The following is a 23217-nucleotide window of genomic DNA, read 5'->3' as shown; positions in this document are numbered from 1 at the left end:
CGAACTGATCCGCTGGGGGCCGTGACGTCGGCACGACGGCGAGGAGTGATACCGAGCTGATGCTGACGGCCCCGGGGCCAGGGACTGCAATGAAGGGGCCGGCGAGCGGTCTTCAGCCGACGGCCGGCGCCATGTCCAGGACCCACCAGGAGGTAACCACCATGAATGCCCCCCAGACCATCGACAAGCAATTGATCGCCCATGACTTCCGCGTCGCCATGCACGGCAAGCTCGAACCCGGCCAGATCGAGGAGGCCTCCCAGGCGCTGATCGCCTCCCAGACGGCCTATCCCGCCAACGGCAGCGTGGCCAGCCTGATCTTCTACCTCAAGTTCCAGGTCAATATCACCGACGGTAAGACCTTCGACGGCAATGCCGGTGGCGCCTCCTCGCCCGGCGGCGGCGCCCTCTTCGGGCACGTCTATACCGACGACCTCGAGCGTCTCTATCGCGACACCGTGAGCTTCGAGTTCCAGTCCACGCCGGTCTACCTGAGCATCCTGTTCTTCGACAGCCACAGCAAGCTGCTGGGCCATTTCCAGTCGGGGGCCGTTTCCATCGTCACCGGCGTCGGTGGCGGCAAGGGAAGCTGGCACTGAGCCGAGAGCCTGCCGTCCTACCTGCCGGGGGCGCCATCGGGGTCCTCGGCATCGCCACGTCCATCGTCTCTTCCGAACGCCACTCCGTCTCCCGCCCCACCGCCCGAAACCCGAATGGCTCATGACGCTCGGTCAGGCCCGACAGGCTGCCAGCCGCCTCGAGGCGTGCTAGCGTGACGACGATCGCGTGTTCCAGACAGAGGAGGTGGCCATGAAGGTCGTGACCCTGAAGAGCCCGAGTGGGCTTGACAAGCTGCAGCTGGTCGAGCGTGAGGCGCCGGGCGAGCCCGGTCCCGGCGAGGACCGCGTGCGGCTGCACGCCAGCCCGCGGGCTACTCCCACGCCGAGGCGGCGACCCTGACCACCGCGGGCCTGACCGCCTGGCGGGCGCTGGTGGTGGACGGCGGTCTCAAGGCCGGCGATACGGTACTGGTGCTGGGCACCGGTGGGGTGTCGATCTTCGCCCTGCAGTTCGCCCGCCTGATGGGCGCCCGGGTGATCGCCACCTCCTCCTCGGAGGAGAAGCTGGCCCGCCTGCGCGAACTGGGCGCCGAGCAGGTGATCAACTACCGCGAGGATCCCCAGTGGGGCCGCACGGTGAAGTCGCTGACCGGTGGGGCCGGTGTCGACCAGGTGATCGAGGTGGGCGGCCCGGGCACCCTGCCGCAGTCCATCGAGGTGGGCGGCCTCAAACCGATCATCGATACCACCTTCCCCCTGGAGGGGATCGCCGACGCCTTCCGCCACCAGGAGGCCGGGCATCACTTCGGCAAGATCTGCCTGGAAATCTCGTGAAGGCAGCGAACTTTCCCGAGCCGGGATGTCTTATCGGTGTCTTGATTCGAATGTAAGGGAGTTGACGATGAAAAGGACCTTCGCTGCGGCCGCGCCCTCCCTGGCGGCCGTCATGCTGGCGGGATGTGCCGCCCTGGAGCCGCCAGCGGCGAGCGACGAGCCCCTGGAGAACACCTACTGGAAGCTGACCCGACTGGGTGACGGCGACGTCACGGCGGTGGCCAACCAGCGCGAGGCGCACCTGGTGCTGCATGCGGAAGAGCGGCGCGTGGCGGGCTCCGGTGGCTGCAACCGCCTGATGGGGAGCTATGACCTCGAGGGCGAGGCCCTGCGCTTCGGTCGCCTGGCCACCACCATGATGGCCTGTCCGGCCGGCATGCAGACCGAGCGCGCCTTCCTCGATGCCCTGGAGGAGGTGGCCGTCTGGGAGGTCGAGGGCATGCACCTGACCCTCTCGGATGCCGACGGCGAGCCCCTGGCCGACTTCGAGGCAGTGCATCTGTACTGATTCCCGGGGCTGGACAGCGAAGTCGGGCGGCGTCAGGGTAGGCAGACCACGGTTTCAGGAGGTGTGCCATGCGAGCCTTCATGACGCTCCTGGCCGGCCTGGCACTCTCGCTGGCGGGCCTGGCCTCGGCCGACGAGACCCAGCGCTATCCCGATGTGGTCGGGGTCGAGGTCACCGCGGCCGGGGAGAACCGTTTTCACTTCGATGCGACCCTGTCGTCGCCCTACGATTCGCCGTCGCGCTACGCGGATGCCTTCCGCGTGCTCGGGCCCGACGACGAGGAACTCGGCGTGCGCGAGCTGTTGCATGACCACGCCAACGAGCAGCCCTTTACCCGCCGGCTCTCCGACGTGGCGATTCCCGACGGGATCGAGCGGGTGACCGTGCAGGGACGCGACCGGGAGTACGGTTACGGCGGCGAGACCCGTACGGTGACACTGCCCGGGCGCTGACCTCGGCGCCCTCTCCGGGGCGATCAGCGCTCCTCCACCACTTCCTTGATGTGCCGGATGAACGGCCAGGTGGTGAAGGTGAAGTCCTGATCGGCGACCTGGCGATGGCAGGCGAAGCAGGCGTCCATGTCCTCGTCCCGGCGGCTGCCGTCGGGCTGGAACCAGGCGTATTCCCACTCGCCGTTGCGCTTCTCCTCGGCATATTCCTCGCCCCAGCCGGGCTGCTTCTCCTGCACGAAGACATTGGTGATCTCGTCCGTGGGGAGGAAGCGCCCGTCGGCGTCGAGGACTGGCTCGCCGTCATCGGTGAGGCGGGCCGCGTGATCCTCCATGACCACGACGCTGCCGTGCGGCAGCGGCTCATCCGGCCGTGCTTCCGCCAGGGCGTCGGTATTGATGTACATGAAACGCACGATGGGCGGATCACGGTCCGGCTTGTCCACCGTCGTGTAGCGCACGAAGGTACTGGCATAGTTTTCCGGGAAGTCGACGTTCTCCGGTCCCGCCACGACGCCGCCGGCCAGGAGCAGCGTGAGCGTCGCCGCGAGGACCGGCCGGGGGCGCTGCCATGGGCGTGGCATGCTGGTTCTCTCCGAAATGGGGGCAGGGGAAGAGGGGGCGCCAGGCCCCATCGGCATAGGATAGGCTTAGGTCAGGGCCTCCGAGGTGTCAATCGCCGGTCCGCATAGAGGGGGAGTCCATGCCGCTCACCGCTTTCCATCCCGCCGTCGAGGCCTGGTTCCGACACGACCTGGGGACGCCCACCGAGGTCCAGGCCCGCGCCTGGCCGGCGATCGCCGCCGGCGGCCATGTGCTGATCGCCGCGCCCACCGGCTCCGGCAAGACCCTGGCGGCCTTCCTCGCCGCCATCGACGCCCTGGTCCACCGCGGCCTGGAGGGGGCGCTGCCCGACGCGACCAGGGTACTCTACGTGTCGCCGCTGCGGGCGCTCTCCCACGACATCCAGCGCAACCTCCAGGCGCCGCTGGCCGGTATCGCCGAGGCGTTGGCGGCGCGCGATCTGCCGACGCCGGAAATCCGCGCCTGGGTGCGCACCGGCGATACCCCGGCCGCGGAACGCGAGCGGATGCGCAAGCGACCGCCGCATATCGTGGTCACCACCCCGGAATCGCTCTACCTGCTGCTGACCTCGGCCTCGGGCCGGCGGATGCTGGCCGGCGTGCGCACGGTGATCGTCGACGAGATCCATGCCGTCGCCGCCACCAAGCGCGGCGCCCACCTGGCGCTGTCGCTGGAGCGGCTGGCCGGCCTGACCGCGGCGCCGCCCCAGCGTATCGGGCTCTCGGCCACCCAGAAACCGCTGGCGGCGGTCGCCGACTTCCTCACCGGCGGGGGCACCTGCCAGGTGATCGATATCGGCCATGGGCGCGAGCGCGACCTGGCGATCCGGGTGCCCGGTTCGCCGCTGGCCGCGGTGATGGCCAATGAGGTGTGGGAGGAGATCTACGATCGCCTGGCGACGCTGGTGGCGGCCCACCGCACCACCCTGATCTTCGCCAACACCCGGCGCGTCTGCGAGCGGGTCGCACGACACCTGGCGGAGCGCCTGGGCCGGGATGCCGTCACCTCGCACCACGGCAGCCTGGCCCGCGAGCACCGGCTGGACGCCGAGCGGCGCCTCAAGGGCGGCGAGCTGCGTGCCCTGGTCGCCACCGCTTCGCTGGAGCTGGGTATCGACATCGGCGACATCGACCTGGTCTGCCAGCTCGGCTCGCCGCGCTCCCTGGGCGCCTTCCTGCAGCGGGTAGGGCGCTCCGGCCATGGCGTCGACCGCCTGCCCAAGGGCCGGCTGTTCCCGCTGACCCGCGACGACCTGCTGGAGTGCACGGCGTTGCTCGCGGCGGTGCGCGCCGGCGAGCTGGATCGCCTGCAGATCCCCGAGGGGGCGCTGGACGTGCTGGCCCAGCAGCTGGTGGCCGAGGTCGCCGGCGCCGGGGAGGTCGAGGAGGACGCGCTCTACCGGCAAATGACCGCGGCCTGGCCCTATCGGGCCCTGCCGCGGGAGCGCTTCGACGCGGTGCTGCAGATGCTCGCCGACGGCTACACCACGCGCCGCGGGCGACGCGGCGCCTACCTGCACCGCGACCGGGTCAACGGCTGGCTGCGACCGCGGCGCTCGGCCCGGCTGGTGGCGCTGACCAACGGCGGGGCCATTCCCGACCACTTCGACTACGACGTCATCCTGCAGCCGCAGGAGCTCAAGGTCGGCACGGTCAACGAGGACTTCGCCTTCGAGAGCATGCCGGGAGACGTCTTCCAGCTCGGCAACCAGGGCTACCGCATCCTCAAGGTGGCCACCGGCCGGGTGTTCGTCGAGGACGCCGGGGGCGCGCCGCCGACCCTGCCCTTCTGGTTCGGCGAGGCGCCGGGGCGCAGCGCGGAGCTCTCCGCGTCGGTGTCGCGGCTGCGCGCCGGCGCTGACGCCCGCCTGGCGGAGGGCGGGCAGGCGGCCACGCGCGACTGGCTGGCAACGGCCTATGGCCTGCCCGATGAGGCCGCCGAGCAGCTGGCGGCCTATCTCGGCGTGGCCCGGGTGGCACTGGGCGTGGTGCCGAGCCAGGACCACCTGGCGCTCGAGCGTTTCTTCGACGAGGCCGGCGACATGCACCTGGTGCTGCATGCCCCCTTCGGCTCGCGGCTCAATCGCGCCTGGGGGCTGGCGCTGCGCAAGCGCTTCTGTCGCAAGTTCAACTTCGAGCTGCAGGCGGCGGCCCTGGAGGACAGCATCGTGCTGTCGCTGGGTCCCACCCACAGTTTTCCCCTCGACGAGGTGTGGCGCTACCTGAACGCGGCGACGCTGCGCGACGTCCTCACCCAGGCGCTGCTCGACGCCCCCATGTTCGGCCTGCGCTGGCGCTGGAACGCCTCCGTCGCCCTGGCCGTGCCGCGCACCCGCAACGGCCGGCGCCGCCCGCCCCAGCTGCAGCGCCAGGACGCCGAGGACCTGCTGTCGCTGGTCTTTCCCGACCAGTTGGCCTGCGCCGAGAACCTGGCCGGGGCCCGCGAGATTCCCGACCATCCTCTGGTCGGCCAGACCCTGCACGACTGCCTGTCCGAGGCCATGGACCTGGCCGGCCTGGAGCGCCTGCTCGCGCGGCTGGCGCGCGGCGAGATCGCCGTGAGCGAACGGGAGCTCGCCGCGCCCTCGCCGCTGGCGGAGGAGGTGGTCAATGCGCGGCCCTATGCCTTCCTCGACGACGGTGCCCAGGAGGAGCGACGCACCCTCAGCGTGCGTACCGGCGGGGCGTTGGACGTGGCCGAGGCGGCGGCCACGGCGCGCTACGCCCCCGAGGTCATTCGCCGCGTGCGCGACGAGGCCTGGCCGACGCCGCGGGATGCCGACGAGCTCCACGAGGCGCTGGTGCTGTGCGGCTTCCTGACCGAGGGCGAGGGAGCCGAGTGGCGGGCCTGGTTCGCCGAGCTGACGAAGGCGCGCCGCGCCGCTGCCCTGTCTTGCCCCGGTGGCGAGACCCTGTGGGTCGCCGCCGAGCGGCTGGCCGAGGTCCTCGCGGTGCGGCCCGAGGCCGACTTGGCGCCCGCCATCGAGGCCCTGGATCCCCCCCCCGACGATGCCGACGAGGCCCTGGTGGAGCTGCTGCGCTCGCGGCTGGAGGCGCTCGGCCCGATGACCGCGGGGGGCCTGGTCGCGCCGCTGGGCCTGCCGCCGGCGCGGGGCACGGCGGCGCTGGCCCGGCTCGAGGGCGAGGGCTTCGTGCTCCAGGGCCGTTATACCGATACTGGGGACGAGGTCGAATGGTGCGCAAGGCGGCTGGTGGCGCGCCTGCATCGCTATGCAATCGAGCGCAAGCGCGCCGAGATCGCCCCGGTCAGCGTCCAGACCTACCTGCGCTTCCTGCTCGACTGGCATGGCCTCACCGAGCGGCCGCAGGGACCGGAGGCCCTGGCCGGGGCGGTGGAACGCCTGGAGGGCTTCCCGGTGGCGGCAGGGGCCTGGGAGGAGGAGGTCCTGCCGGCCCGGCTGGCGGACTATGCGCCCCACGGGCTCGACCAGCTGCTCGCCAGCGGCCGGGTAGTCTGGCTGCGCCTGGTGTCGCCGCGTGGGGCGACGGACGAGAAGCGCCAGCGCCCGGGCCCGCTGCGCAATACGCCGATCGCCCTGGTGACCCGGGAGGCGTTGGGCGACTGGCGCGCCGTGGCGCCGGCCCCGGACCCTCGGGAACTGCCGCTGTCGGGCGGTGCGCGTCGGGTCCTGGAGGCGCTGCAGGCGGGTGGAGCGATGTTCTTCGCCGACCTGCTCGGGCCCACGCGGATGCTGCGCACCCAGGTGGAGGAGGCGCTGGGCGAGCTGGCCGCCTGGGGGCTGATCACCTCGGACAGTTTCACCGGGCTGCGCGCGCTGATCGCCCCGGCCCACAAGCGGCCGCCGATCGACGCGGGTCGACGGCGGCGTCGCCGCCAGGCCCCGGGCGTGGACGCCGCCGGGCGCTGGTCCTGGCTGCCGGCAGCACCCGCCGCCGAGGCGACCGACGAGCGCCGTATCGCCACCGACCTGGCGAGTCTGGAGCATATCGCCCGGGTACTGCTCGACCGCTACGGCGTGGTGTTCCGGCAGCTCCTGGTGCGCGAGGCGGCGCTGCCGCCGTGGCGGGAGCTGCTCTACGCCTATCGGCGCCTGGAGGCGCGTGGCGAGATCCGCGGCGGACGCTTCGTGGAGCAGTTCGCCGGCGAGCAGTTCGCCCTGCCGGAGGCGGTGGGGGCGATCAAGCAGATGCGCCGGCGCGAACCGGACGGCACCCGGGTGGTGGTGGCCGCCGCCGACCCGCTCAACCTGCTGGGCGTGCTCACCCCCGGCAAGCGCCTGCCGGCGCTGACCGGCAACCGCCTGCTCTACCGCGACGGGGTGCCGGAGGCGATCCGGCTCAATGGCGAGGTGCATGCCCTGGCGGCGCTCTCCGAAACGGCGCGCTGGCAGGCCCAGGACCTGCTGCGGCGTGGCCCGGGCCAGCGTCCGGCCACCGTCGCCGAGCCCGCCGTCAGCCTCCCGCACGGCGAGTGAGAGGGGCGGTCCGGAACAGGATCTCCCTCCTGCCTGCCGACCCACGAAACATGGCCTCAGTAGAGTTGAGCGACTATGGTCAAAGAAGTACCAAGTCGCTAGGAGTTTTGTACCAGAACACGTCGGCTGGCCGATCACGGCGCGTCAGGGAGATCAAGGAGAGAGACGATGTCCTCGATGACGGATCACCCCACCTGGGACGACGAGATAGCGGCGCTATTCGCCGCACCTTACTGGTTGCCCAAAGCGGAACGTACCCCCATTGCCACGCAATGGCAGGGCTGCATGAGTGGCTACGGGATACAACTGAACGATCCTGCCAGCGTCGCGGCATGGAGCGTCACCATCTTCAACCATCTGGCCTCGCGCAGCATGCCGTTGACCGCCGACTCGCGCCAGTATTGGCCGGAGCCGGCGCTGCGGCTGCTGGCGGCGTGGATCAATGACGGCTGCCGTCGCTCGTCCAGCGATCCCATCGACTACCAGGAGCGTATTCCGCCCTGGGAGCCGCTGCCGGTGTCGCTGCGCGTCCGCCGCGACATCGTGACGCTCTCCCGGGACGAGCTCGACCGTTACCGGATGGCGCTCGACGACATCCTGCAGGTCGCGAACCCGGCGGCGGAGGCCCCCTGGCAACGACTCGCCTATCTGCACACCAACTGGTGCCTGCACTACCAGGAGGCCTTCGCCTTCTGGCACCGTGCCTACCTGATGTGGTTCGAGCGCCAGATCGGCATGCCGGTGCCGTACTGGAACTTCATGGCCGCCGGCACCAGCGTCGACGGGGAGCCCGCGGCGGGCATCCCCCAGGCCTTCAAGGACGAGACCTATATCCGTCCCGACAGTGGGGAAGAGCGACCCAATCCGCTACGCTACGCTGCCGCCCGGGATGGGCGCAGCAAGGCCTGTCAGGGGGATCGCACCGGCGGTGCCGAGGGGGGCGACTGTACCTGGGTGCACCGCGATCCGCTGCTGTACACGGTCGGCGACGATCGGCGTCAGGCGCGTATCAAGAAGTTGAAGCTGGTGCGCCTCTATCAGCAGCAGATCATGGATGCCTTGAAGTTCGATGCCTTCAGCCATCCCCAGGGCTGGCCGGGCTATCCCTGGGCGAACATTCCGTCCTTCGACCCGCCGCCTCCCAACTCCGACTACCCCTATCGCAATTGCAACTTCGACGGTCTCTACGAGCAGCCCCACGATAACTTCCACGGCTGGCTGGGACCGGACATGGCGGACAACGCCTATACCGCTTTCGACCCCATCTTCTGGTCCTATCACGCCAATATCGATCGCATGCTCGAGGTCTGGTTGCGCGCGCATCCGTCGGCTATCTACACGGCGGGTTATCCGCTTCGGCCGTTCATCGGCTCGACGGTCACCGAGATCTCGCTGACCGATCCCCACCCCTGGCGCTATACCACCATCGGCGATCTGGCGACGGATTCGCGCCGCCTGGGCTACGACTATGGCCCACCCTGCTATCCCGACTCCCGCGGGGAAACGGCGCATGCCGTGGCCGCCGCGCAGGGCGGTGCCGACGCCAAGGCCCTCTATATCCTCTTCGAAGGTGTGTCTTGCACCCAGGACAGTTACCAGATCGATGTCTTCATCGACCAGTCCGATTCCGGACCGGACGCAGCGGATCCGGACAATCCCCATTATGTCGGGCGTCTGACCCGCATCGGCATGGGGATTCGCGACGACAAGGGACGCTGCGTCAGACAGGGCGTGACCCGTGTGCTGAATGCCACCCGAGCCGCGCAGCGGCTCGGGCTGACAGCCGGCACCGAGGTCTCTATCAGCCTGGTGGTCACCGACCCCACCACCGGGGCCCTGGTGCCGGCCGAGCACTATGAGGCGCTACCGGGATTCACGCCCGAGGCGCGCTGGGGAGCGCCCTGGCCATCGCCCCAGGCCCTCCGGTCGACAGGATCTGGGTGCCCGGCCTGCCATTGAGGCTCGGACACCCGGTGGGGAGCCGCGCGGTCTCTCATCCCGAGCGGTTCCTTTCTCATCGCAAGCACACGCATCGCAATGCGCAAGGATGACCGACATGAACCAGTACGTTTTCAGCACCCCTGCCGGGCAAGGGCCCAAGGACTTCGCCGCCATCGGCCGCGAAGGCGACCTGCCGACCTTCCTGGCCGCCTGGGATGCCCACGTGACCGGCTGGACGCGGATGGGCCGCATCGGCAACCCCTGGTCCAATCAATACGATGCCCCCCGCGACTGGTATTTCGATCCGACACAGACCGGCTGGCCCACCACCCCGGCGGTCGGCATCGACTGGACCCCCTTTCCCAATCGCCTGCCGACCTTCTTCGAGAACGACCAGGTGGTGAAGGGGGGACAATTGCCCCAGGCGCTCGACGACACCCAGTTACTCGAGCTGGCCGATCATGGGCGTATCACCCTGGACGGCAAGACCTGGCGGCTCTGGGACCCCGACCCCAAGGCGCCCGATATCCTCAAGATTCCGGACACCAAGTGTCCGGCGATCGACTGGCAGGGTTCCTGGAGCGCCTTTTCGCCGCCGGGGCCGCGTGGCTGGCTGGATGAATACTGCGAATGGGCGATCACCTACGACGACCGAGAGCCGACGCAGATTCGTTCGGTGACGTTCACCTGCGAGAACCCGGCCTACTGGCTCAGCCTGTGGCGACTCGATCCCAGGATCGTCCAGGCCCTGTACCGGCGCTACATCGACCCGGCCGTGGCGCTGGAGGATCTCTATCTGCGCTATACCGCGGATACTCCCACCGGCAAGAAGGGCGACCCCGTCGTCGATCCCACCACCGGGCAGCCCGCCTACGACCCGACCAACAAGTGGAATCGCGGCACTCACCGCATTCCGGGGCGGCAGGGCGGCGCCATGCACCTGACCAGCCCGCCCAATACCCTGAGCGCGGAGATCTACCTGGCGGCGGCATCGACCATCCTGCGCCAGTCCGCGACGCCGGCCAATCCCCAGGCGCTGATCTGCTGCAGCCGCTACGGCCAGAACTTCCGTAACAGCGACCCCCATATCGGCGCCCAGGGCAATGCGGTGGTGGGGGGCCAGAAGCAGCGTATCTCGCTGGCCGACCCGGTCGGGCTCTATATCCAGACACCCAACTGGGAGCTGTTCGAGACCCCCGACGGCACCCCGGCCTCGGCCTTCTGGACGGTCACCCGGGGCACCACGGGACAGGGCGGCAGCACTCAGGACAAGGACTCGATCCTGCAGGCCGTCTTCGAGGTCCCGAAGGAGAAGGGCTATGGCATCCACGACATCAAGATCAACGGCGAGCCGATCCGCTATGCCGGCCAGATCGCCCGCACCTTCAAGATCGCCCTGCGGGTCTGCACCCTGGCGCCCGATGCCGAGACGCCGCCCAACCGGCCCCAGACCTGCGTGGTGCCCCAGACCGAGTCCCGACTGCAACCCTGGCCGGTGCAACTGGTGCCCGAGGCGCTGTTCTACGGCCTGAGCCCCTCCGACCTACCGGCCTTGCTGCGGCCAGGAACCTCGCACCGGTTCATGCTGGTGGCGCAGGGCGCGAGCCAGGATACCTGTACCGACAACGCACGGATCCAGTTCGACCGGCCGGGAGTCAGTGCCCGGGTCGTCAAATACCTGCCCGATGCCAGTGCCATTCCCGGCCAGACCGATGGAGGGGGCACCCAGGGCTACCTGCTGGAGGTGCGCGTCGAGGCCGACGCCGCACTCGGCCCGATCGGGATCCGGGCGCTCAACCCCCGGGAGGATGGCGGGGTCTCGCCCGCCGAGCACCCCTATGAGACCGGCCTCGGGATGGTGGTCGCCACGGACAGCCAATAAGGAGTGGCAGATGAAGACCTTTACGCCTGTCCGGCGCGGCCTGCTGGCGACGGTCGTGCTGGGTGCCCTGGCACCCTCGGCGGGGGCGGCCACGCCCCCCAGTGACACCCAGGCGGGCGTCACGCCCGCCTGGGGCTGTCCGGACACTGAGCGACCGGTGCTGGATCCGACCAGCCCCCGCTTTCTGGCCGGTGACCTGGGAGCCTACACCTCCAGCAGCCAGACCACGGTGAACTGCTTCGCCTGGCAGACCTTCGTGGCCCTGCAGTGGCCGGTGGACAGCCGCTGGCCACAGGACCCGGATCGAGCCGGCGAGCCCGATCGTCAGTTCCAGGCGGCCGGCTGGGGCGTTCCCGTGGATCCCCGCAGCGACGACAGCCGCCCGCGGGTATGGGAAACCTTCAAACCGGCACAGGCGATCTTTCTCCCGGGGGGCGAGACGCCCAGTGCCTGGGGGGTATTGCCGGACCCGTCGGCCGCCTGCCGCGGCGGGGCCGCGACGGCTTCCGGTCGCCGCCTGGACAGTCACGCCAAGCTGCCGGGGGCCGCCACCCTGGCACGGCTCGACGCCGCGGTGCTCAACCCCGACGAGACCGATGAGGTGGTGGGCGGCTGGCTGACCGATCAGGCCGGCGAGCTGGTGTGGTACGAGCGCCTGGTCAGTCGTGCCGAGTTTGCCTATATCGTCGACGACGACAACCGCCTCTATCGGTCGGCCCGCCAGGCCGCGGTCGCCAATAACACCGACGGCCAACACCCCCAGGGCCTGTCGTTGCCGGCGGGCCAGGCCCCGGGCGACGAGGTCCAGCCCTGGCAGCAGCGCGGGGCCATGGAGATCAAGGCCGCCTGGCGCAACCTCGACGACCATCCCGAGCTCTGGCCACGCTATCGCGTCGCCCAGGCCTGGCTCACCGACCCCGAGACGGGTGAGTGCGAGCAGGCGGTGATGGGCCTGGTGGGCTTCCACTTCATCCTCAAGAGCGAGCACTTCCCCAACTTCCTGTGGGCGACCTTCGAGCATATCGACAACGTCCCGACCCCGGGCGCCGGCTATGCCCACCCCCACGGCTACTCCTTCCATGATCCGCAGTGCGAAGCGGCCGAGCCGGCCCGCGATTGCACCCCCAACCAGCCGCGGGTGAAGTGCGATCAGTCGGGTCACTGCACGCCGCAATACCCGGAGTCGGAGCCGGTGCAGGTCACGCGTCAGTACCCGATCCCAACCAGCGATACGGCGCCGACGCTGCAGCTCAACCTCGCCATGCAGGAGATGATCGCCGAGGCGACCGGGGGACGCTCGGTGTTCCAGTACTACCAACTGGTCAATACCCTGTGGGCGCAGAGTCCGGTGCCGCCCTACACCGAACCCGGCGGTACCGTGCCGCTGAAGGTCACCAGCCTGACCAGCGGCGGCAATCAGCCGGTGGCGAACGCGACCCTGGAGACCTATGTGCAGGACAAGACCTGCACCGAGTGTCATGCCGGCGCCACCATCGCCCCAGGGAAGGGGCTGGCGTCCGACTTCAGCTTCCTCTTTTCGCTTGCCGAGGACGACTGAGGGAAGGGCGGCGACGGCGGGTGGCCATCGCCCGACCTCCCTCGTCGAGCCGCTATGCTAGGGGGGTGGGGCGCCGAGCCTCGTCAGTGCGGAACCACCGCCGGGAGGGTGTCATGAGCCAGACCGTCACCGCCGCCTACGACAGCATCCACAAGGCCAACAACGCCTTCGACGAACTGGTCGCCGAGGGCTTTCCCCGCGAGACGCTCTTCCTCGACCGGGAGGCCCGGCAGGTCAAGGTGATCGTGCCGGACCCGGTGCAGCGGGAGGTGGAATCGATCCTGCAACGCCACGAGCCGGACGAGCTCTGGGCGCGGGACTTTCCGCCGCAACCGCCGGAGCCGGGGGCCTAGAGGGTGCCCAGTTGCCGGAAGCGCCGGATCGCCTCGCCGTCCTCGAAGTCCTCCAGTTCGAACAGCTGGCGCACCTCGATCTCGGCGTCGCACCCGGGCCCGACCGGGTTGGGGAAGCGCCGGGTCCACGCCAGGGCCTCCTCCCGGGAGGCCGCACGGATCAGGGTGTAGCCGGCGAGCAGCTCCTTGCTCTCGGCGAAGGGGCCGTCGATGACCAGGCGTTCGTCGCCGCGATAGCGGACCCGCCACCCCCTGGCGCTGGGCTGCAGGCCCGAGGCGTCGATCAGGGCGCCGGCCGCGGCGATTTGCTCGTGGTAGTCAACCATGGCGGCGACCATGCTCTCTTGCGGCATGGCGCCGGCCTCGGTGTCGGCGGTGGCCTTGACGATGATCATGAAACGCATGGTGAGTGCTCTTGTAGTGAGGGTGCCTCCTGGTATCGAACCGACGTCATCCAGATCGACATCCCCGGGAGCCAGGGGCCATGAGCACGCTCTTCATCAGCCACAGCAGCACCGATAGCGAGGCGGCAAACGAGCTGGCCGGCTGGCTGCAACGGCAGGGGCATCATTCGCTGTTCCTGGACTTCGACCCCGAGTACGGCATTCCACCCGGGCGCGACTGGGAGGAGGAACTCTATCGCCAACTGAAGGCCTGCCAGGCCTTCGTCGCGCTGTGCAGTGAAGCTGCCATGGCGTCGTGCTGGTGCCTGGCGGAATTGAGTCATGCCCGTGCCCTCGGCAAGCTGATCGTCCCCGTGCGCATCGCCCCCTGCACCCTGCGTCCCCAACTGGCGGAGCTGCAGATCATCGATCTGATCAAGGAACCGGAGCTGGGCTACGAGCGATTGCGCGAGGCCCTGACCGGGGTATTCGACTGGGACCGACGCCGGCCGCCCTATCCTGGGATGATGGCCTTCGAGGAGGTGGACGCCGCCATCTTCTTCGGTCGCGATGCCGAGATCCAGCAGGCCCTGGATCGGCTTCAGCAGGTGCGGAACTTCGGTGGGCCTCGCCTGCAGCTGTTCCTGGGAGCCTCGGGAAGCGGCAAGTCATCGCTGGTGCGTGCCGGCATCATGCCGCGGTTGCGCGCTGCGCCCGACGCCTGGTCGCTGATCGGTCCCGTACGCACTCGCGACCGCCCCCTGGATGAGCTGCTGGCCCAATTGGGGCGAGAACTGCCCGCCGAGGGGGGAGTCGCCGAGGAGGTGTTGGCGCTGGCCTCCCGGGCGGAGACGGCCCCTCAACTGCTGCCCAGGGCACAGCAGGTGCTGCGGCGGCGCCCCGACCGTGCGCATGCCACCCTGGTGCTGGTCATCGACCAGCTCGAGGAGTTGCTGCTGCCCTTGGCCCAGGCCGAGGAGCTGATGCGGATCCTGCGCCCGGCCTTGCAGGATCCCGACGCCTCCGTGCTGGTCATTGCCACCTTGCGCTCCGACTTCCTCGGCTCTCTCCAGGCACACCCCGACTGGCGGGATCTCCGACCCGAGATGGTCACCGTGGCGCCCTTGTCTGTGGAGGGTTTCTCGGCGGTCATCGAGGGCCCGGCGGAGCTCGCCGGGCTCGAGCTCGAGCCCAGCATGGTGAGAGCCATGGTCGCGGATACCGCGACCCCGGATGCCTTGCCGCTGCTGGCCTTCACCCTGCGTGAGTTGTGGGAGATGGCCGGCGAGGATGGGCGTCTCACCCTGGCCGAGTATGAACGCCTCGGTGGCTTGCACGGCTCGGTGGCCAAGGCCGCCGAGGCGGTACTCGGCGCCGTCGCGCCTGGCCGGGAGCAGCGGCGGGTCTTGCGTTCCGCCCTGTTCGCCCTGGTGCGCCTCGACGAGGAGGGACGCTACACGCGCCAGGTCGTCCGCTGGGAGGACCTGCCCGCCGCCAGCCACCCCCTGCTCGAGGCGTTCATCCAGGCGCGCCTGTTGATCGTCGGCAGCCACGACGGGATACGGACCCTGGAGGTGGCCCACGAATCGCTGTTCCGGGTCTGGCAACGGCTCAATCGCTGGCTGGAGGCCAATCGCGAGGCGCTGCGGGTTCACGATGGGCTGCGGCGTGCCGCCCAGGAGTGGCAGGGCGGCGGGCGTCCCGCCGAGCTGCTGAACCATCGTGGCAGGCGCCTGAAAGCCGCCCTGTCACTGGCACGCAAGGGTCCTTTCCCGCTCGGCGACACGGAGTGGGCCTATCTAAAGGCCTGTCGCAGGCGGGACCTGAGGAAACGTCTTGGGATTATCGCCGGTGCGTTGTCCGTGGTGGCCGTGGTCATTGGTTTATTCTGGCAGGAGTTGTCGCGGCGCCAGCAGGTGCGGGATGCACAGCAGAGCGAGGCTGAGTTGCACTGGGCCAGTGGGATAAGTGCCCGCGACCGTGATGCCGATTTCCTCAAAGCAAGCCACCATTTCGTCCATGCCGCGGAGCTGGAGCTGAAACTCGACCCGGCGCGCGCGGCGAGCGCCTATTGGGCCGCGGTATGGCTGGGGAGCGGCCCGAAGGTAATGGCCGCGGCGGACCTCGACCCGGCGCCGATATCGACTGCCTTCGATACCACCGGCGATGCCGTGCGACTGTGGGATGGCGATGGCGCCAGCCAAGTCTGGCGCTGGGAAGAAGGGACCGCCCTGCCGCCCCTTGCCTCGGGAAGCCACCGCGGGCAGATCACTTCCGCGGACGGCCGGCCCTTGGCCCGGTGGATTGTGCTGCGTGATGACGATGGCGTCGTCGAGCTTCGTGACCGTCGCAGCGGTGCCCCGGGGATCACGACCCCGCCGGGGGCCATCGGTGTATGGATCGGCGATACCGACGAGGCCACGGCGGTGAGCGCGCATGTCAACGGTGACATCCGGGTCTGGGACCTGGCGAGGGGCGAGTCGCGGGGGGGATGGCATCAGGCGACCGGGGTGGCCGGCGTGGCGATTTCGCCGAACGGGAACCGGCTGCTGTTCTGGACGCCCGATGGTGCGGCGATACTCCGCGACGATAATGGCCCCAGGGAAGTGGTGCCTCCTGTTGATGACAGGGCCAACCGGATCAGGGGGGGCGCACTGGGCCGGCAGGCGGACAAGATAATGTTATGGGGGAGTGACGGCCGGATATGGTTTCCCGAGCGGCCGGGTTTCGAGCCGGCACCGGTGGCAGGGGGATTCTGTGGTCCCGGGGCCATCGGTGCTCGCTTCCTCGATGCCTTGCCCGACAGCGACCCGCTTGAAAACCAGGGTCGCCTGCTGATCTGGAACCATGGTGCCTGCGGGACCGCACGGCTGTGGGACCTCGCGACGCAGCGCCCCGTCGGCACCGTGATGCGTCATGGCCCGGAGATCACCGGTCTTGCGGTTCACAAGGAGCGCCTCCTTACCTGGAGCCAACTGGGCGGACCGGCCCGGCTCTGGCATCTTGCAACCGGCGAGGCGGTGGCGACCCTCGATACCGTGACGGAAGCCCGTTTCACGGCGGGCGACCTGTTGTTGACCTGGGACGATAGTAAAGCCCGGCTATGGTCGAGCCAAAGCGGCGAGCCGCTGGGACTACCACTGCACCATGGCGGTCCGATCCGGGAGGTGATAGCCAGCGAGGATGGCCGACACCTGCTCAGTTGGGCGGACGATGGCAGCCTGAGGCTGTGGCAGGCGCCACCCTCACCCGTTGCGATGACGCTGCGATTGCCGGCTGCAGTGCTCGATGCCGTGCTGGTGACTGGGGAGGAAACGGTCCGCGTCGTCTCGCCCGGCGGTGAGGTCTATGTCTGGTCGACGAGCGGAGATGCACCGCTGAAGTGTGACTCTGCACCGCTGACATGTGATTCGCTGGACTCTGATGCCAGGTTCGCTTCCTTCGCGCCCGGTGGTGACCGTCTGCTGACCGCGAACGTGGAAGGTGATGTCCGCCTGTGGAGCTGGGAGGCAGGTAGATTCGAGCCATTGGCCTTTCCCGGCGGCACCATCGGCAATGATCCCGTAGCCGGTGTGGCCTGGGGAGCCGGAGCAGACAGCCTGCTGTTCTGGGGCCTACAGGAGTGTACCGCCTGGCTCTGGCGAGTCGGAAAGTCTCGCGCGGTGCCACTCGAGCATGGTGACGATGGACAGGAGACATGTCGCCTGCATGGCGCGGTCCTGGCCAGCGATGGTAGTGGGCGTGCCCTGACATGGGGGGAGGATCGACGCCTGCGGCTATGGGACCTGGAGGGAGGCGATCCGGTATTGGTGGGGACAATCGCCAAGGACGTACTGGTGCGTACCGCCGAGCTCGACGGTGACCGATTGCTGGTCGCCATCGATGAGGGGGGCGTCTCCCTGTCCCAGTTGAATAACAGCGATGTCGATATGCACCTGTCGCATGCGGCGGTTCGCGGCGCACGATGGGATAGCGAGGGCGAGCGAGTCCTGAGCTGGGGCGGTGGCAGCACACGAATCTGGGAGGACGGTACTCTTCAGGCTTTCCTGGCCTCCGAGGCTGATCTTGAAGAAGCGGCCTTCATGGCGGGCGGGGAGCGTGTGCTCAGCTGGGAGAACGATGGTGGGGTGCAGGTCTGGGATGCGTTGGAGGGTCATCCCCTGACGCCTGTTTTGCGCGGGCCGGGGCCTGATGCCACGGCGCTCGACAGCGATGTCGGGGCAGGGCAGATGCGGTTACTGATCGCCGCGAGGGACAGCGTCACCCTGTGGCGCCTGCCGGCGTTTGCCACACCGCCGCCTCGGCCGACACTCCGCCAGGAGCTACTGACCGGGACCCGCCTGACGATACCCGGCGAAGTGGAAGTGCTCTCGGCCGAGGCCTGGCAGGAAATCGCCAGTTCGCTCGCCGGGACCGGAAAGTAGCGGAGTGCTCAGGGCGAGACATCGACGCGGGAGTCCGACCAGGCGGTGAGCCAGCCTGCCGTCGGAGACCAGGCGCGTACCTTGAGGCGATGCGTCCCCGTGGAGATGCGCTCGGTCGTATCGCGCCCGTCCCACTGCTGCGTATCGATGCTGCGTCCGGCGGCTACGCCACCGGCGATGGACGCCTCGTTGACGAAGAAGTGACGCTCGCCGTCATTGGCCGGTTCCACGCGCATGAATTCGGCCACGGCACTGGGAAAGTCGGAGTGCGAGAAGAAGCGGTAGGAGGCCTGTTCGCGAGCCTGGGCGCGAATCAGTCGGGGCAGGAAGGAGACCTCCTCGATGGCCACCGAGCCGATGGCGCGAGGGCCGCAGCCCAGGGCGGTGATCCGGAACGAGGGCTCCGGTCGGTCACCGCCCATTGCGGTGGCGGTCACGGCAATCGCCGCCGGGCGTTCGCTGTTACCGAACTCCGGCGGCAGCCAGAATTGCAGGCGATGCGACCCCGTCTCGTCCGCACCGAAGGGAACCTGCAATGTATAGATCTCCGGGAGTCCCCGGGCACTGAGGCGTATCCTGACCATCACCGGCCGGTCATGAGTGAAATCCAGCACGAAAGGCCAACCGCCGCGCACCATGCCGACGGCGGCGAAGGCACTGGTGTTGTATGCGGGGGCGAAGGTTGGCCCCTCTTGCTGCAACCGCTCGAGCATGTCCCGCTCCTCCGCCATGGAGTCGGTCGTAGGCTCGCGGTTGGGTGCGTGACGGTTGCGCAGCCAGTTGACCACCATCGCGGTGGCCGCGGCGCCGGCCACGATGGCTGGTACCGTCCAGTCGCTGCCGCCATTCCCTGCCGGTTCCCCAGTGGTGCCGGTGTCGTCCTGGCTGCCGTCGTAGTAGTCGACGTCGTCGTGGCTGCTGGCGTGTGTCGATGCCAGGGGAGCGGCCGTCAGCGCACCGATCAGCAGGCAGACGAGAAACCAGCTCCAGCGGTGATGTCCTGCGTCGACCCTGTTCATGAGTGCTCACCTAGACCGTGGTCCACGCCTGCTCGTCCGGCCGACGGCAGGCCGTGCCAGTCGTGTTGCGGGGGTCGCCGTCGACCAGGACCACCATCTCGAATTCCCGGCATTGCTGCTCGCCGCGTTCGTAGGTCCTCTGAGGTGTCAACGTGAAATCGTGCCCGGTCTCGGGATTGCGCCAGCGTTCTGACTCGCCGTCGGGTGTCCGGTCGAGTGCGTTGCTCATGGCCCGTTGATCGTCACGGGTCAACCGGACACCGATCTCCCTGCCGAGCCAGGCGCCCAACCCCGCACCGAGCAAGATGGCGGCGGTCCGCCCGGAACCGCTACCTACCTGAGAACCCAGCCCGGCACCGATGAGGGCACCCAGGCCAGTGCCGACTCCCTCTCCGGTGCTGGTGGTCTGACAGCCACCCAGCGTGAACAGGCTCACCAGCACGATGCATAGCAGGCGTGAGGATGATACTAACGACCTCGCCATAGTCGCCTCCTCGGTATGGCGGGGCCGTCCGTGACGCACCGCCACCAATGTTGAGGAAAGGGCAGGGAGGTCCTGCCCAAGGCAAACTTCGTTTCCCTTGGGACAGTATTGCAGGGGGGGCGCATTCTCACCATGGCGTCGGTGGGTGGCTGCTATCTTTAGCCGAACGGGGCCTCTGCCTCGGGGTGAACGCAGAGGCGATTGCCGTCGGAGGCTTGGCCATGGACGATACCGACCCCACCGCTCCCCTCGGGGCATCGGTTCACGACGAACTCTTGCCGGACGATGCCTTGCGCCAGCGTGCCGAGTGGTGCCGCCTGGAAGATCAGCTCACCTGGTATGGGGAGCGCAGCCGACACTGTCAGCGCTGGCACAAGGGCCTGCGCCTGGTCCAGGTGATCTTCGCTGCCGCCATTCCGGTGCTGTCGCTGGCAGATGCTCCACTGGCGCGTTGGATGACGGCCATCCTCGGTGCCACCATCGCGGTGCTCGAAGCCGTCGAGCAGATTAACCAGTTCGGTCCACTGTGGGTGCAGTACCGCGCCACTGCCGAGCAGTTGAAGCATGAGAAATATCTCCTGCTCGCCGCGGCCGGCCCTTATCGTGACCTGGATCGTGAAGAGGCGCTGCGGCAGCTCGCCGAGCGGGTAGAGGAGCAAGTTTCTCGTGAGCATGCCCGCTGGGTCCGTACGGCGGAGAAGAGCCTCCCCCGTCAGGAGAACCAGAAAGCGAGATGAAGGGAGAGGACCGAAACGGACCGGTGGTGTCGAAAGGCGTGAGGCTGTCACGACACGGGAGAGCGAGGGCTACTCCGGTTCCAGCAACCGGGCACCGCAGCCCTGCTCGCCCAGTTCGTCGCCGGGGTTGCGCAGCGGGCACTCCGCGAGCGACAGGCAGCCGCAGCCGATACAGTGGTCGAGCTGGTCGCGCAGCTGGCTGAGGCAGCGGATGCGCTCGTCCAGGGTCTCCCGCCAGCCGGCCGAGAGGCGCCGCCAGTCGGCGGCATTGGGGGCCCGGTGCTCGGGGAGGGTGGCGAAGGCCTCACGGAGCTCGCCGAGCGAGATGCCGGTACGCTGGGCGACCTTGATGATCGCCAGGCGGCGCAGCACCTCGCGCGCGAAGCGGCGCTGGTTGCCGGCGTTGCGGCGGCTCACGATCAGCCCCTTGGCCTCGTAGAAGTGGATGGCCGACACCGCCAGGCCGCTGCGCTGGGCGACCTCGCCGACACTGAGTTCACGCTGCAGGGGAGCGGACATGACATTCTCCTTGACCTCGACTTAACTTGAGGTTTTAACCTGCCAGCCAATCCCGGGCAAGTCGAGCCCGGGTCCACTCGACGCAACCGGACTGCCGCCATGTTTCGCTACTTCGAGACCCTGGTGGATCCCTATCCGGCGGACAACAGAGGCACGCCGCCCAAGGGGCTCTTCGCCTTCATCCTGCACTTCTCGCGGCCGGTGCTGCCGCTGCTGATCGTCATGTCGCTGCTCACCGCCCTGGTGTCGGCGGCGGAGGTGGTGTTCTTCGGCTACATGGGCGAGCTGGTGGACTGGCTGGGCGACGCCGAGCGGGAGGGCTTCCTCGCCGAGCATGGCTGGCGCCTGGTCGGCATGGCGGCGCTGGTGGTGGTCGGCCTGCCGCTGGTGACCCTGCTGCAGTCGCTGGTGACCCACCAGAGCATCTTCGGCAACTACCCGATGATCGGCCGCTGGCTGGCGCACCGCCACATGCTGGGCCAGAGCCTGGCCTTCTACCAGGACGAGTTCGCCGGCCGGGTCTCCCAGAAGGTGATGCAGACGGCCCTGGCGATCCGCGAGACGGTAATGAAGCTGATGGACCTGCTGGTCTACGTGCTCGTCTACTTCGCCGGCGCCATGCTGCTGATGGGCCAGGCCGAACCCTGGCTGATGCTGCCGCTGGTGGTATGGCTGGCCGGCTATGTGGCGATCATGTGGTATTTCGTGCCGCGCCTGCGGGCGGTGTCCATGGCCCAGGCCGACGCCCGGGCGGTGATGACCGGGCGCATCGTCGACAGCTACAGCAACATCCAGACCATCAAGCTGTTCGCCGACACCCGCCGCGAACAGGCCTACGCCCGCGACGCCATGGAGGGCTTCATGGCCACCGTGCATCGCCAGATGCGCCTGGCCACCGGCCTCACCGTGAGCCTGACCCTGCTCAATTCGCTGCTGCTGGCCGGGGTGGCGGCCATGGCCATCGGCGCCTGGTACCTGGAGGCGGTGTCGCTGGGCGTCATCGCCGTGGCCATCGCCCTGGTGATGCGCATCCGCTTCATGTCCAACTGGATCCTCTGGGAGGTGGCCGGGCTGTTCGAGAACATCGGCACGGTGCAGGACGGCATCAACACCATCGCCCGGGAGCCGGCGGTGCGGGATGCCCCCGATGCCACGGCACTGACGGTGCCGCGCGGCGAGATCCGCTTCGAGGCGCTGCGCTTCGGCTATGCGCGGCCCGACGGCGAGGCGAACCGTGTCTTCGACGGCCTGGACCTGACCATCGCCCCCGGCGAGAAGGTGGGGCTGATCGGGCGCTCCGGGGCCGGCAAGTCGACGCTCGCCAACCTGCTGCTGCGCTTCTACGACCTGGAGGGTGGGCGCATCCGGATCGACGGCCAGGACATCGCCGGGGTGACCCAGGAGTCGCTGCGCCGCAATATCGGCATGGTCACCCAGGACACCTCGCTGCTGCACCGCTCGGTGCGCGACAACATCCGCTACGGCAGCCCCGAGGCCAGCGAGGCGGCGATCGAGGAGGCGGTGCGCCGCGCCCATGCCGACGCCTTCATCGACGAGTTGGTGGACCTCAAGGGGCGCCGCGGCCTGGACGCCCATGTGGGCGAGCGGGGCGTCAAGCTCTCCGGCGGCCAGCGCCAGCGCATCGCCATCGCCCGGGTGCTGCTCAAGAACGCGCCCATCCTGGTGCTCGACGAGGCCACCTCGGCGCTCGACTCCGAGGTGGAGGCGGCGATCCAGGAGCAGCTCTATGCGCTGATGGAGGGCAAGACGGTGATCGCCATCGCCCACCGCCTCTCCACCATCGCCATGCTCGACCGCTTGGTGGTGGTCGACGAGGGGCGCATCGTCGAGAGCGGCACCCACCGCGAGCTGCTGGCCCGGGACGGCCTCTACGCCGCCCTGTGGCGCCGCCAGTCCGGCGGCTTCATCGGCGTCGATATCAACGGCGAGGCGGCCGAGCGCGAGGCCGCCGCCCGGGTCGACTAGGGACGCCGCGCCAGCAGGGTGATCTCCACCCGGCTGCCGCCGCAGAGGCGCGGCGACTCGGTACAGGTCCGCGCGGGATAGCGGTCCGCGGTGAAGAACTCGGCGTAGGCGGCGTCCATGTCCTCGATCTCCTCCAGGTCGGCCAGGTGCACGTCGGCCCGCACCACGTCGCCGAAGCCGCAGTCGACGCTGGCCAGCATGTGCCCCAACCGGCGCATCACCCAACGGGTTTCCTCGGCGATGTCGCCGAGCACCGTGTCGCCACCCTGGATGTCCGCCGCCGTCAGGCCCGAGACGAACACATAGGCGTCGTCCAGCACCAGATGGCTGCCGGGAAAGGTCGGCACGGGCAGGGTGGGATCATTGCGGTAGTCCGGCATCGTGGTGTACCCCTTGCAGGCGCACTGTCAGCCTAGCCAGGACGGTTCGAAGCCGCCAACGACCTTCGGCGGGATACGGAAGGGACGCCGCCGTTCGGTGCCGCCTGGACAAACTGCTAGTCTGTACCGCGATTCCCCGAATCCCGAAAAAGGAGAGCC

19 protein-coding genes and 1 pseudogene are annotated in these 23217 nt (G+C 68.9%); 13 read left to right on the top strand and 7 right to left on the bottom strand.

Annotation, left to right across the window (positions count from 1 at the left end):
- The first annotated feature begins 161 nt into the window (after nt 1-161).
- From QWY80_RS19020 to QWY80_RS19005, 5 genes are all read left to right on the top strand, one after another.
- On the top strand, nt 162-599 hold the full coding sequence (locus tag QWY80_RS19020) for a VapA/VapB family virulence-associated protein (RefSeq protein ID WP_290235265.1): 438 nt from the start codon (nt 162-164) through the stop codon (nt 597-599).
- Between the two features lie 211 nt (nt 600-810).
- Nucleotides 811-960 carry a hypothetical protein gene (locus QWY80_RS19475; protein WP_435389390.1) on the top strand — a complete coding sequence of 50 codons (150 nt, stop codon included), beginning with the start codon at nt 811-813 and terminating at the stop codon, nt 958-960.
- 32 nt (nt 961-992) lie between these two features.
- Nucleotides 993-1394 carry a zinc-binding dehydrogenase gene (locus tag QWY80_RS19015; RefSeq protein ID WP_435389389.1) on the top strand — a complete coding sequence of 134 codons (402 nt, stop codon included), beginning with the start codon at nt 993-995 and terminating at the stop codon, nt 1392-1394.
- A 67-nt stretch (nt 1395-1461) separates the two neighbouring features.
- Nucleotides 1462-1902: an META domain-containing protein gene (locus QWY80_RS19010; RefSeq protein WP_290235263.1), complete on the top strand. Its 441-nt coding sequence runs from the start codon at nt 1462-1464 to the stop codon at nt 1900-1902.
- Between the two features lie 68 nt (nt 1903-1970).
- Nucleotides 1971-2354, top strand: coding sequence for a hypothetical protein (locus tag QWY80_RS19005; protein WP_290235261.1), 384 nt, complete (start codon nt 1971-1973; stop codon nt 2352-2354).
- A 23-nt stretch (nt 2355-2377) separates the two neighbouring features.
- Here QWY80_RS19005 and QWY80_RS19000 read toward each other — a convergent pair whose 3' ends face one another.
- On the bottom strand, nt 2378-2935 hold the full coding sequence (locus tag QWY80_RS19000; RefSeq protein ID WP_290235259.1) for a cytochrome P460 family protein: 558 nt from the start codon (nt 2933-2935) through the stop codon (nt 2378-2380).
- A 119-nt stretch (nt 2936-3054) separates the two neighbouring features.
- Here QWY80_RS19000 and QWY80_RS18995 point away from each other — a divergent pair, with 119 nt between their 5' ends.
- The 5 genes from QWY80_RS18995 (at nt 3055) to QWY80_RS18975 (ending at nt 13126) form a co-directional block, all read left to right on the top strand.
- Nucleotides 3055-7392, top strand: a complete 4338-nt coding sequence (locus QWY80_RS18995) for a DEAD/DEAH box helicase (protein ID WP_290235258.1) — start codon at nt 3055-3057, stop codon at nt 7390-7392.
- 168 nt (nt 7393-7560) lie between these two features.
- Nucleotides 7561-9351 carry a tyrosinase family protein gene (locus QWY80_RS18990; RefSeq protein ID WP_290235254.1) on the top strand — a complete coding sequence of 597 codons (1791 nt, stop codon included), beginning with the start codon at nt 7561-7563 and terminating at the stop codon, nt 9349-9351.
- A 97-nt stretch (nt 9352-9448) separates the two neighbouring features.
- Nucleotides 9449-11215, top strand: coding sequence for a DUF8225 domain-containing protein (locus QWY80_RS18985; RefSeq protein ID WP_290235250.1), 1767 nt, complete (start codon nt 9449-9451; stop codon nt 11213-11215).
- 10 nt (nt 11216-11225) lie between these two features.
- Nucleotides 11226-12773, top strand: a complete 1548-nt coding sequence (locus tag QWY80_RS18980) for a hypothetical protein (protein WP_290235247.1) — start codon at nt 11226-11228, stop codon at nt 12771-12773.
- Nucleotides 12774-12886: 113 nt separating this feature from the next.
- Nucleotides 12887-13126, top strand: coding sequence for a hypothetical protein (locus QWY80_RS18975; protein WP_290235243.1), 240 nt, complete (start codon nt 12887-12889; stop codon nt 13124-13126).
- Here the strand turns inward: QWY80_RS18975 and QWY80_RS18970 are convergent.
- The gene (locus tag QWY80_RS18970; RefSeq protein WP_290235239.1) at nt 13123-13530 is read right to left on the bottom strand and encodes a YciI family protein; all 408 of its coding nucleotides are present in this window, start codon (nt 13528-13530) and stop codon (nt 13123-13125) included. The genes QWY80_RS18975 and QWY80_RS18970 overlap by 4 nt on opposite strands.
- An 80-nt stretch (nt 13531-13610) precedes the next feature.
- Here QWY80_RS18970 and QWY80_RS18965 point away from each other — a divergent pair, with 80 nt between their 5' ends.
- Nucleotides 13611-17933 carry an nSTAND1 domain-containing NTPase gene (locus tag QWY80_RS18965; protein ID WP_290235236.1) on the top strand — a complete coding sequence of 1441 codons (4323 nt, stop codon included), beginning with the start codon at nt 13611-13613 and terminating at the stop codon, nt 17931-17933.
- Nucleotides 17934-17941: 8 nt separating this feature from the next.
- Here QWY80_RS18965 and QWY80_RS18960 read toward each other — a convergent pair whose 3' ends face one another.
- The 3 genes and pseudogenes from QWY80_RS18960 to QWY80_RS18950 form a co-directional block, all read right to left on the bottom strand.
- Nucleotides 17942-18952: a hypothetical protein gene (locus tag QWY80_RS18960; RefSeq protein ID WP_290235234.1), complete on the bottom strand. Its 1011-nt coding sequence runs from the start codon at nt 18950-18952 to the stop codon at nt 17942-17944.
- A gap of 10 nt (nt 18953-18962) precedes the next feature.
- Nucleotides 18963-19181: an RT0821/Lpp0805 family surface protein gene (locus QWY80_RS18955; RefSeq protein WP_290235503.1), complete on the bottom strand. Its 219-nt coding sequence runs from the start codon at nt 19179-19181 to the stop codon at nt 18963-18965.
- 39 nt (nt 19182-19220) lie between these two features.
- A pseudogene (locus tag QWY80_RS18950) lies at nt 19221-19436 on the bottom strand (YMGG-like glycine zipper-containing protein); the annotation flags it as partial.
- Between the two features lie 221 nt (nt 19437-19657).
- On the opposite strand from QWY80_RS18950, the gene QWY80_RS18945 reads away from it, so the two are divergent.
- The gene (locus tag QWY80_RS18945; protein ID WP_290235230.1) at nt 19658-20173 is read left to right on the top strand and encodes a DUF4231 domain-containing protein; all 516 of its coding nucleotides are present in this window, start codon (nt 19658-19660) and stop codon (nt 20171-20173) included.
- A gap of 69 nt (nt 20174-20242) precedes the next feature.
- Here QWY80_RS18945 and soxR read toward each other — a convergent pair whose 3' ends face one another.
- Complete coding sequence (soxR, locus tag QWY80_RS18940) at nt 20243-20692, bottom strand: redox-sensitive transcriptional activator SoxR (RefSeq protein WP_290235227.1); 450 nt, start codon at nt 20690-20692, stop codon at nt 20243-20245.
- A gap of 99 nt (nt 20693-20791) precedes the next feature.
- On the opposite strand from soxR, the gene QWY80_RS18935 reads away from it, so the two are divergent.
- Nucleotides 20792-22678 (top strand): ABC transporter ATP-binding protein, encoded by a 1887-nt coding sequence (locus QWY80_RS18935; protein ID WP_290235225.1) that lies wholly within the window; start codon nt 20792-20794, stop codon nt 22676-22678.
- Here QWY80_RS18935 and QWY80_RS18930 read toward each other — a convergent pair.
- Nucleotides 22675-23058, bottom strand: a complete 384-nt coding sequence (locus tag QWY80_RS18930) for a RidA family protein (RefSeq protein ID WP_290235223.1) — start codon at nt 23056-23058, stop codon at nt 22675-22677. The two genes, QWY80_RS18935 and QWY80_RS18930, sit on opposite strands and share 4 nt — an antisense overlap.
- Between the last annotated feature and the right edge of the window lie 159 nt (nt 23059-23217).

The organism is Halomonas ramblicola (assembly GCF_030409215.1).
Classification (GTDB): domain Bacteria; phylum Pseudomonadota; class Gammaproteobacteria; order Pseudomonadales; family Halomonadaceae; genus Halomonas; species Halomonas ramblicola.
This window is presented reverse-complemented; position numbering and strand designations above follow the sequence as displayed.

Coding starts and splice junctions, on each gene's coding strand:
- soxR (WP_290235227.1), bottom strand. CDS start 20,692: ATGTCCGCTCCCCTGCAGCGTGAACTCAGTGTCGGCGAGGTCGCCCAG.
- QWY80_RS19010 (WP_290235263.1), top strand. CDS start 1,462: ATGAAAAGGACCTTCGCTGCGGCCGCGCCCTCCCTGGCGGCCGTCATG.
- QWY80_RS18960 (WP_290235234.1), bottom strand. CDS start 18,952: ATGAACAGGGTCGACGCAGGACATCACCGCTGGAGCTGGTTTCTCGTC.
- QWY80_RS18995 (WP_290235258.1), top strand. CDS start 3,055: ATGCCGCTCACCGCTTTCCATCCCGCCGTCGAGGCCTGGTTCCGACAC.
- QWY80_RS18980 (WP_290235247.1), top strand. CDS start 11,226: ATGAAGACCTTTACGCCTGTCCGGCGCGGCCTGCTGGCGACGGTCGTG.
- QWY80_RS18975 (WP_290235243.1), top strand. CDS start 12,887: ATGAGCCAGACCGTCACCGCCGCCTACGACAGCATCCACAAGGCCAAC.
- QWY80_RS18930 (WP_290235223.1), bottom strand. CDS start 23,058: ATGCCGGACTACCGCAATGATCCCACCCTGCCCGTGCCGACCTTTCCC.
- QWY80_RS19005 (WP_290235261.1), top strand. CDS start 1,971: ATGCGAGCCTTCATGACGCTCCTGGCCGGCCTGGCACTCTCGCTGGCG.
- QWY80_RS19475 (WP_435389390.1), top strand. CDS start 811: ATGAAGGTCGTGACCCTGAAGAGCCCGAGTGGGCTTGACAAGCTGCAG.
- QWY80_RS18965 (WP_290235236.1), top strand. CDS start 13,611: ATGAGCACGCTCTTCATCAGCCACAGCAGCACCGATAGCGAGGCGGCA.
- QWY80_RS19020 (WP_290235265.1), top strand. CDS start 162: ATGAATGCCCCCCAGACCATCGACAAGCAATTGATCGCCCATGACTTC.
- QWY80_RS18970 (WP_290235239.1), bottom strand. CDS start 13,530: ATGCGTTTCATGATCATCGTCAAGGCCACCGCCGACACCGAGGCCGGC.
- QWY80_RS18990 (WP_290235254.1), top strand. CDS start 7,561: ATGTCCTCGATGACGGATCACCCCACCTGGGACGACGAGATAGCGGCG.
- QWY80_RS18955 (WP_290235503.1), bottom strand. CDS start 19,181: ATGAGCAACGCACTCGACCGGACACCCGACGGCGAGTCAGAACGCTGG.
- QWY80_RS18935 (WP_290235225.1), top strand. CDS start 20,792: ATGTTTCGCTACTTCGAGACCCTGGTGGATCCCTATCCGGCGGACAAC.
- QWY80_RS19000 (WP_290235259.1), bottom strand. CDS start 2,935: ATGCCACGCCCATGGCAGCGCCCCCGGCCGGTCCTCGCGGCGACGCTC.
- QWY80_RS18945 (WP_290235230.1), top strand. CDS start 19,658: ATGGACGATACCGACCCCACCGCTCCCCTCGGGGCATCGGTTCACGAC.
- QWY80_RS18985 (WP_290235250.1), top strand. CDS start 9,449: ATGAACCAGTACGTTTTCAGCACCCCTGCCGGGCAAGGGCCCAAGGAC.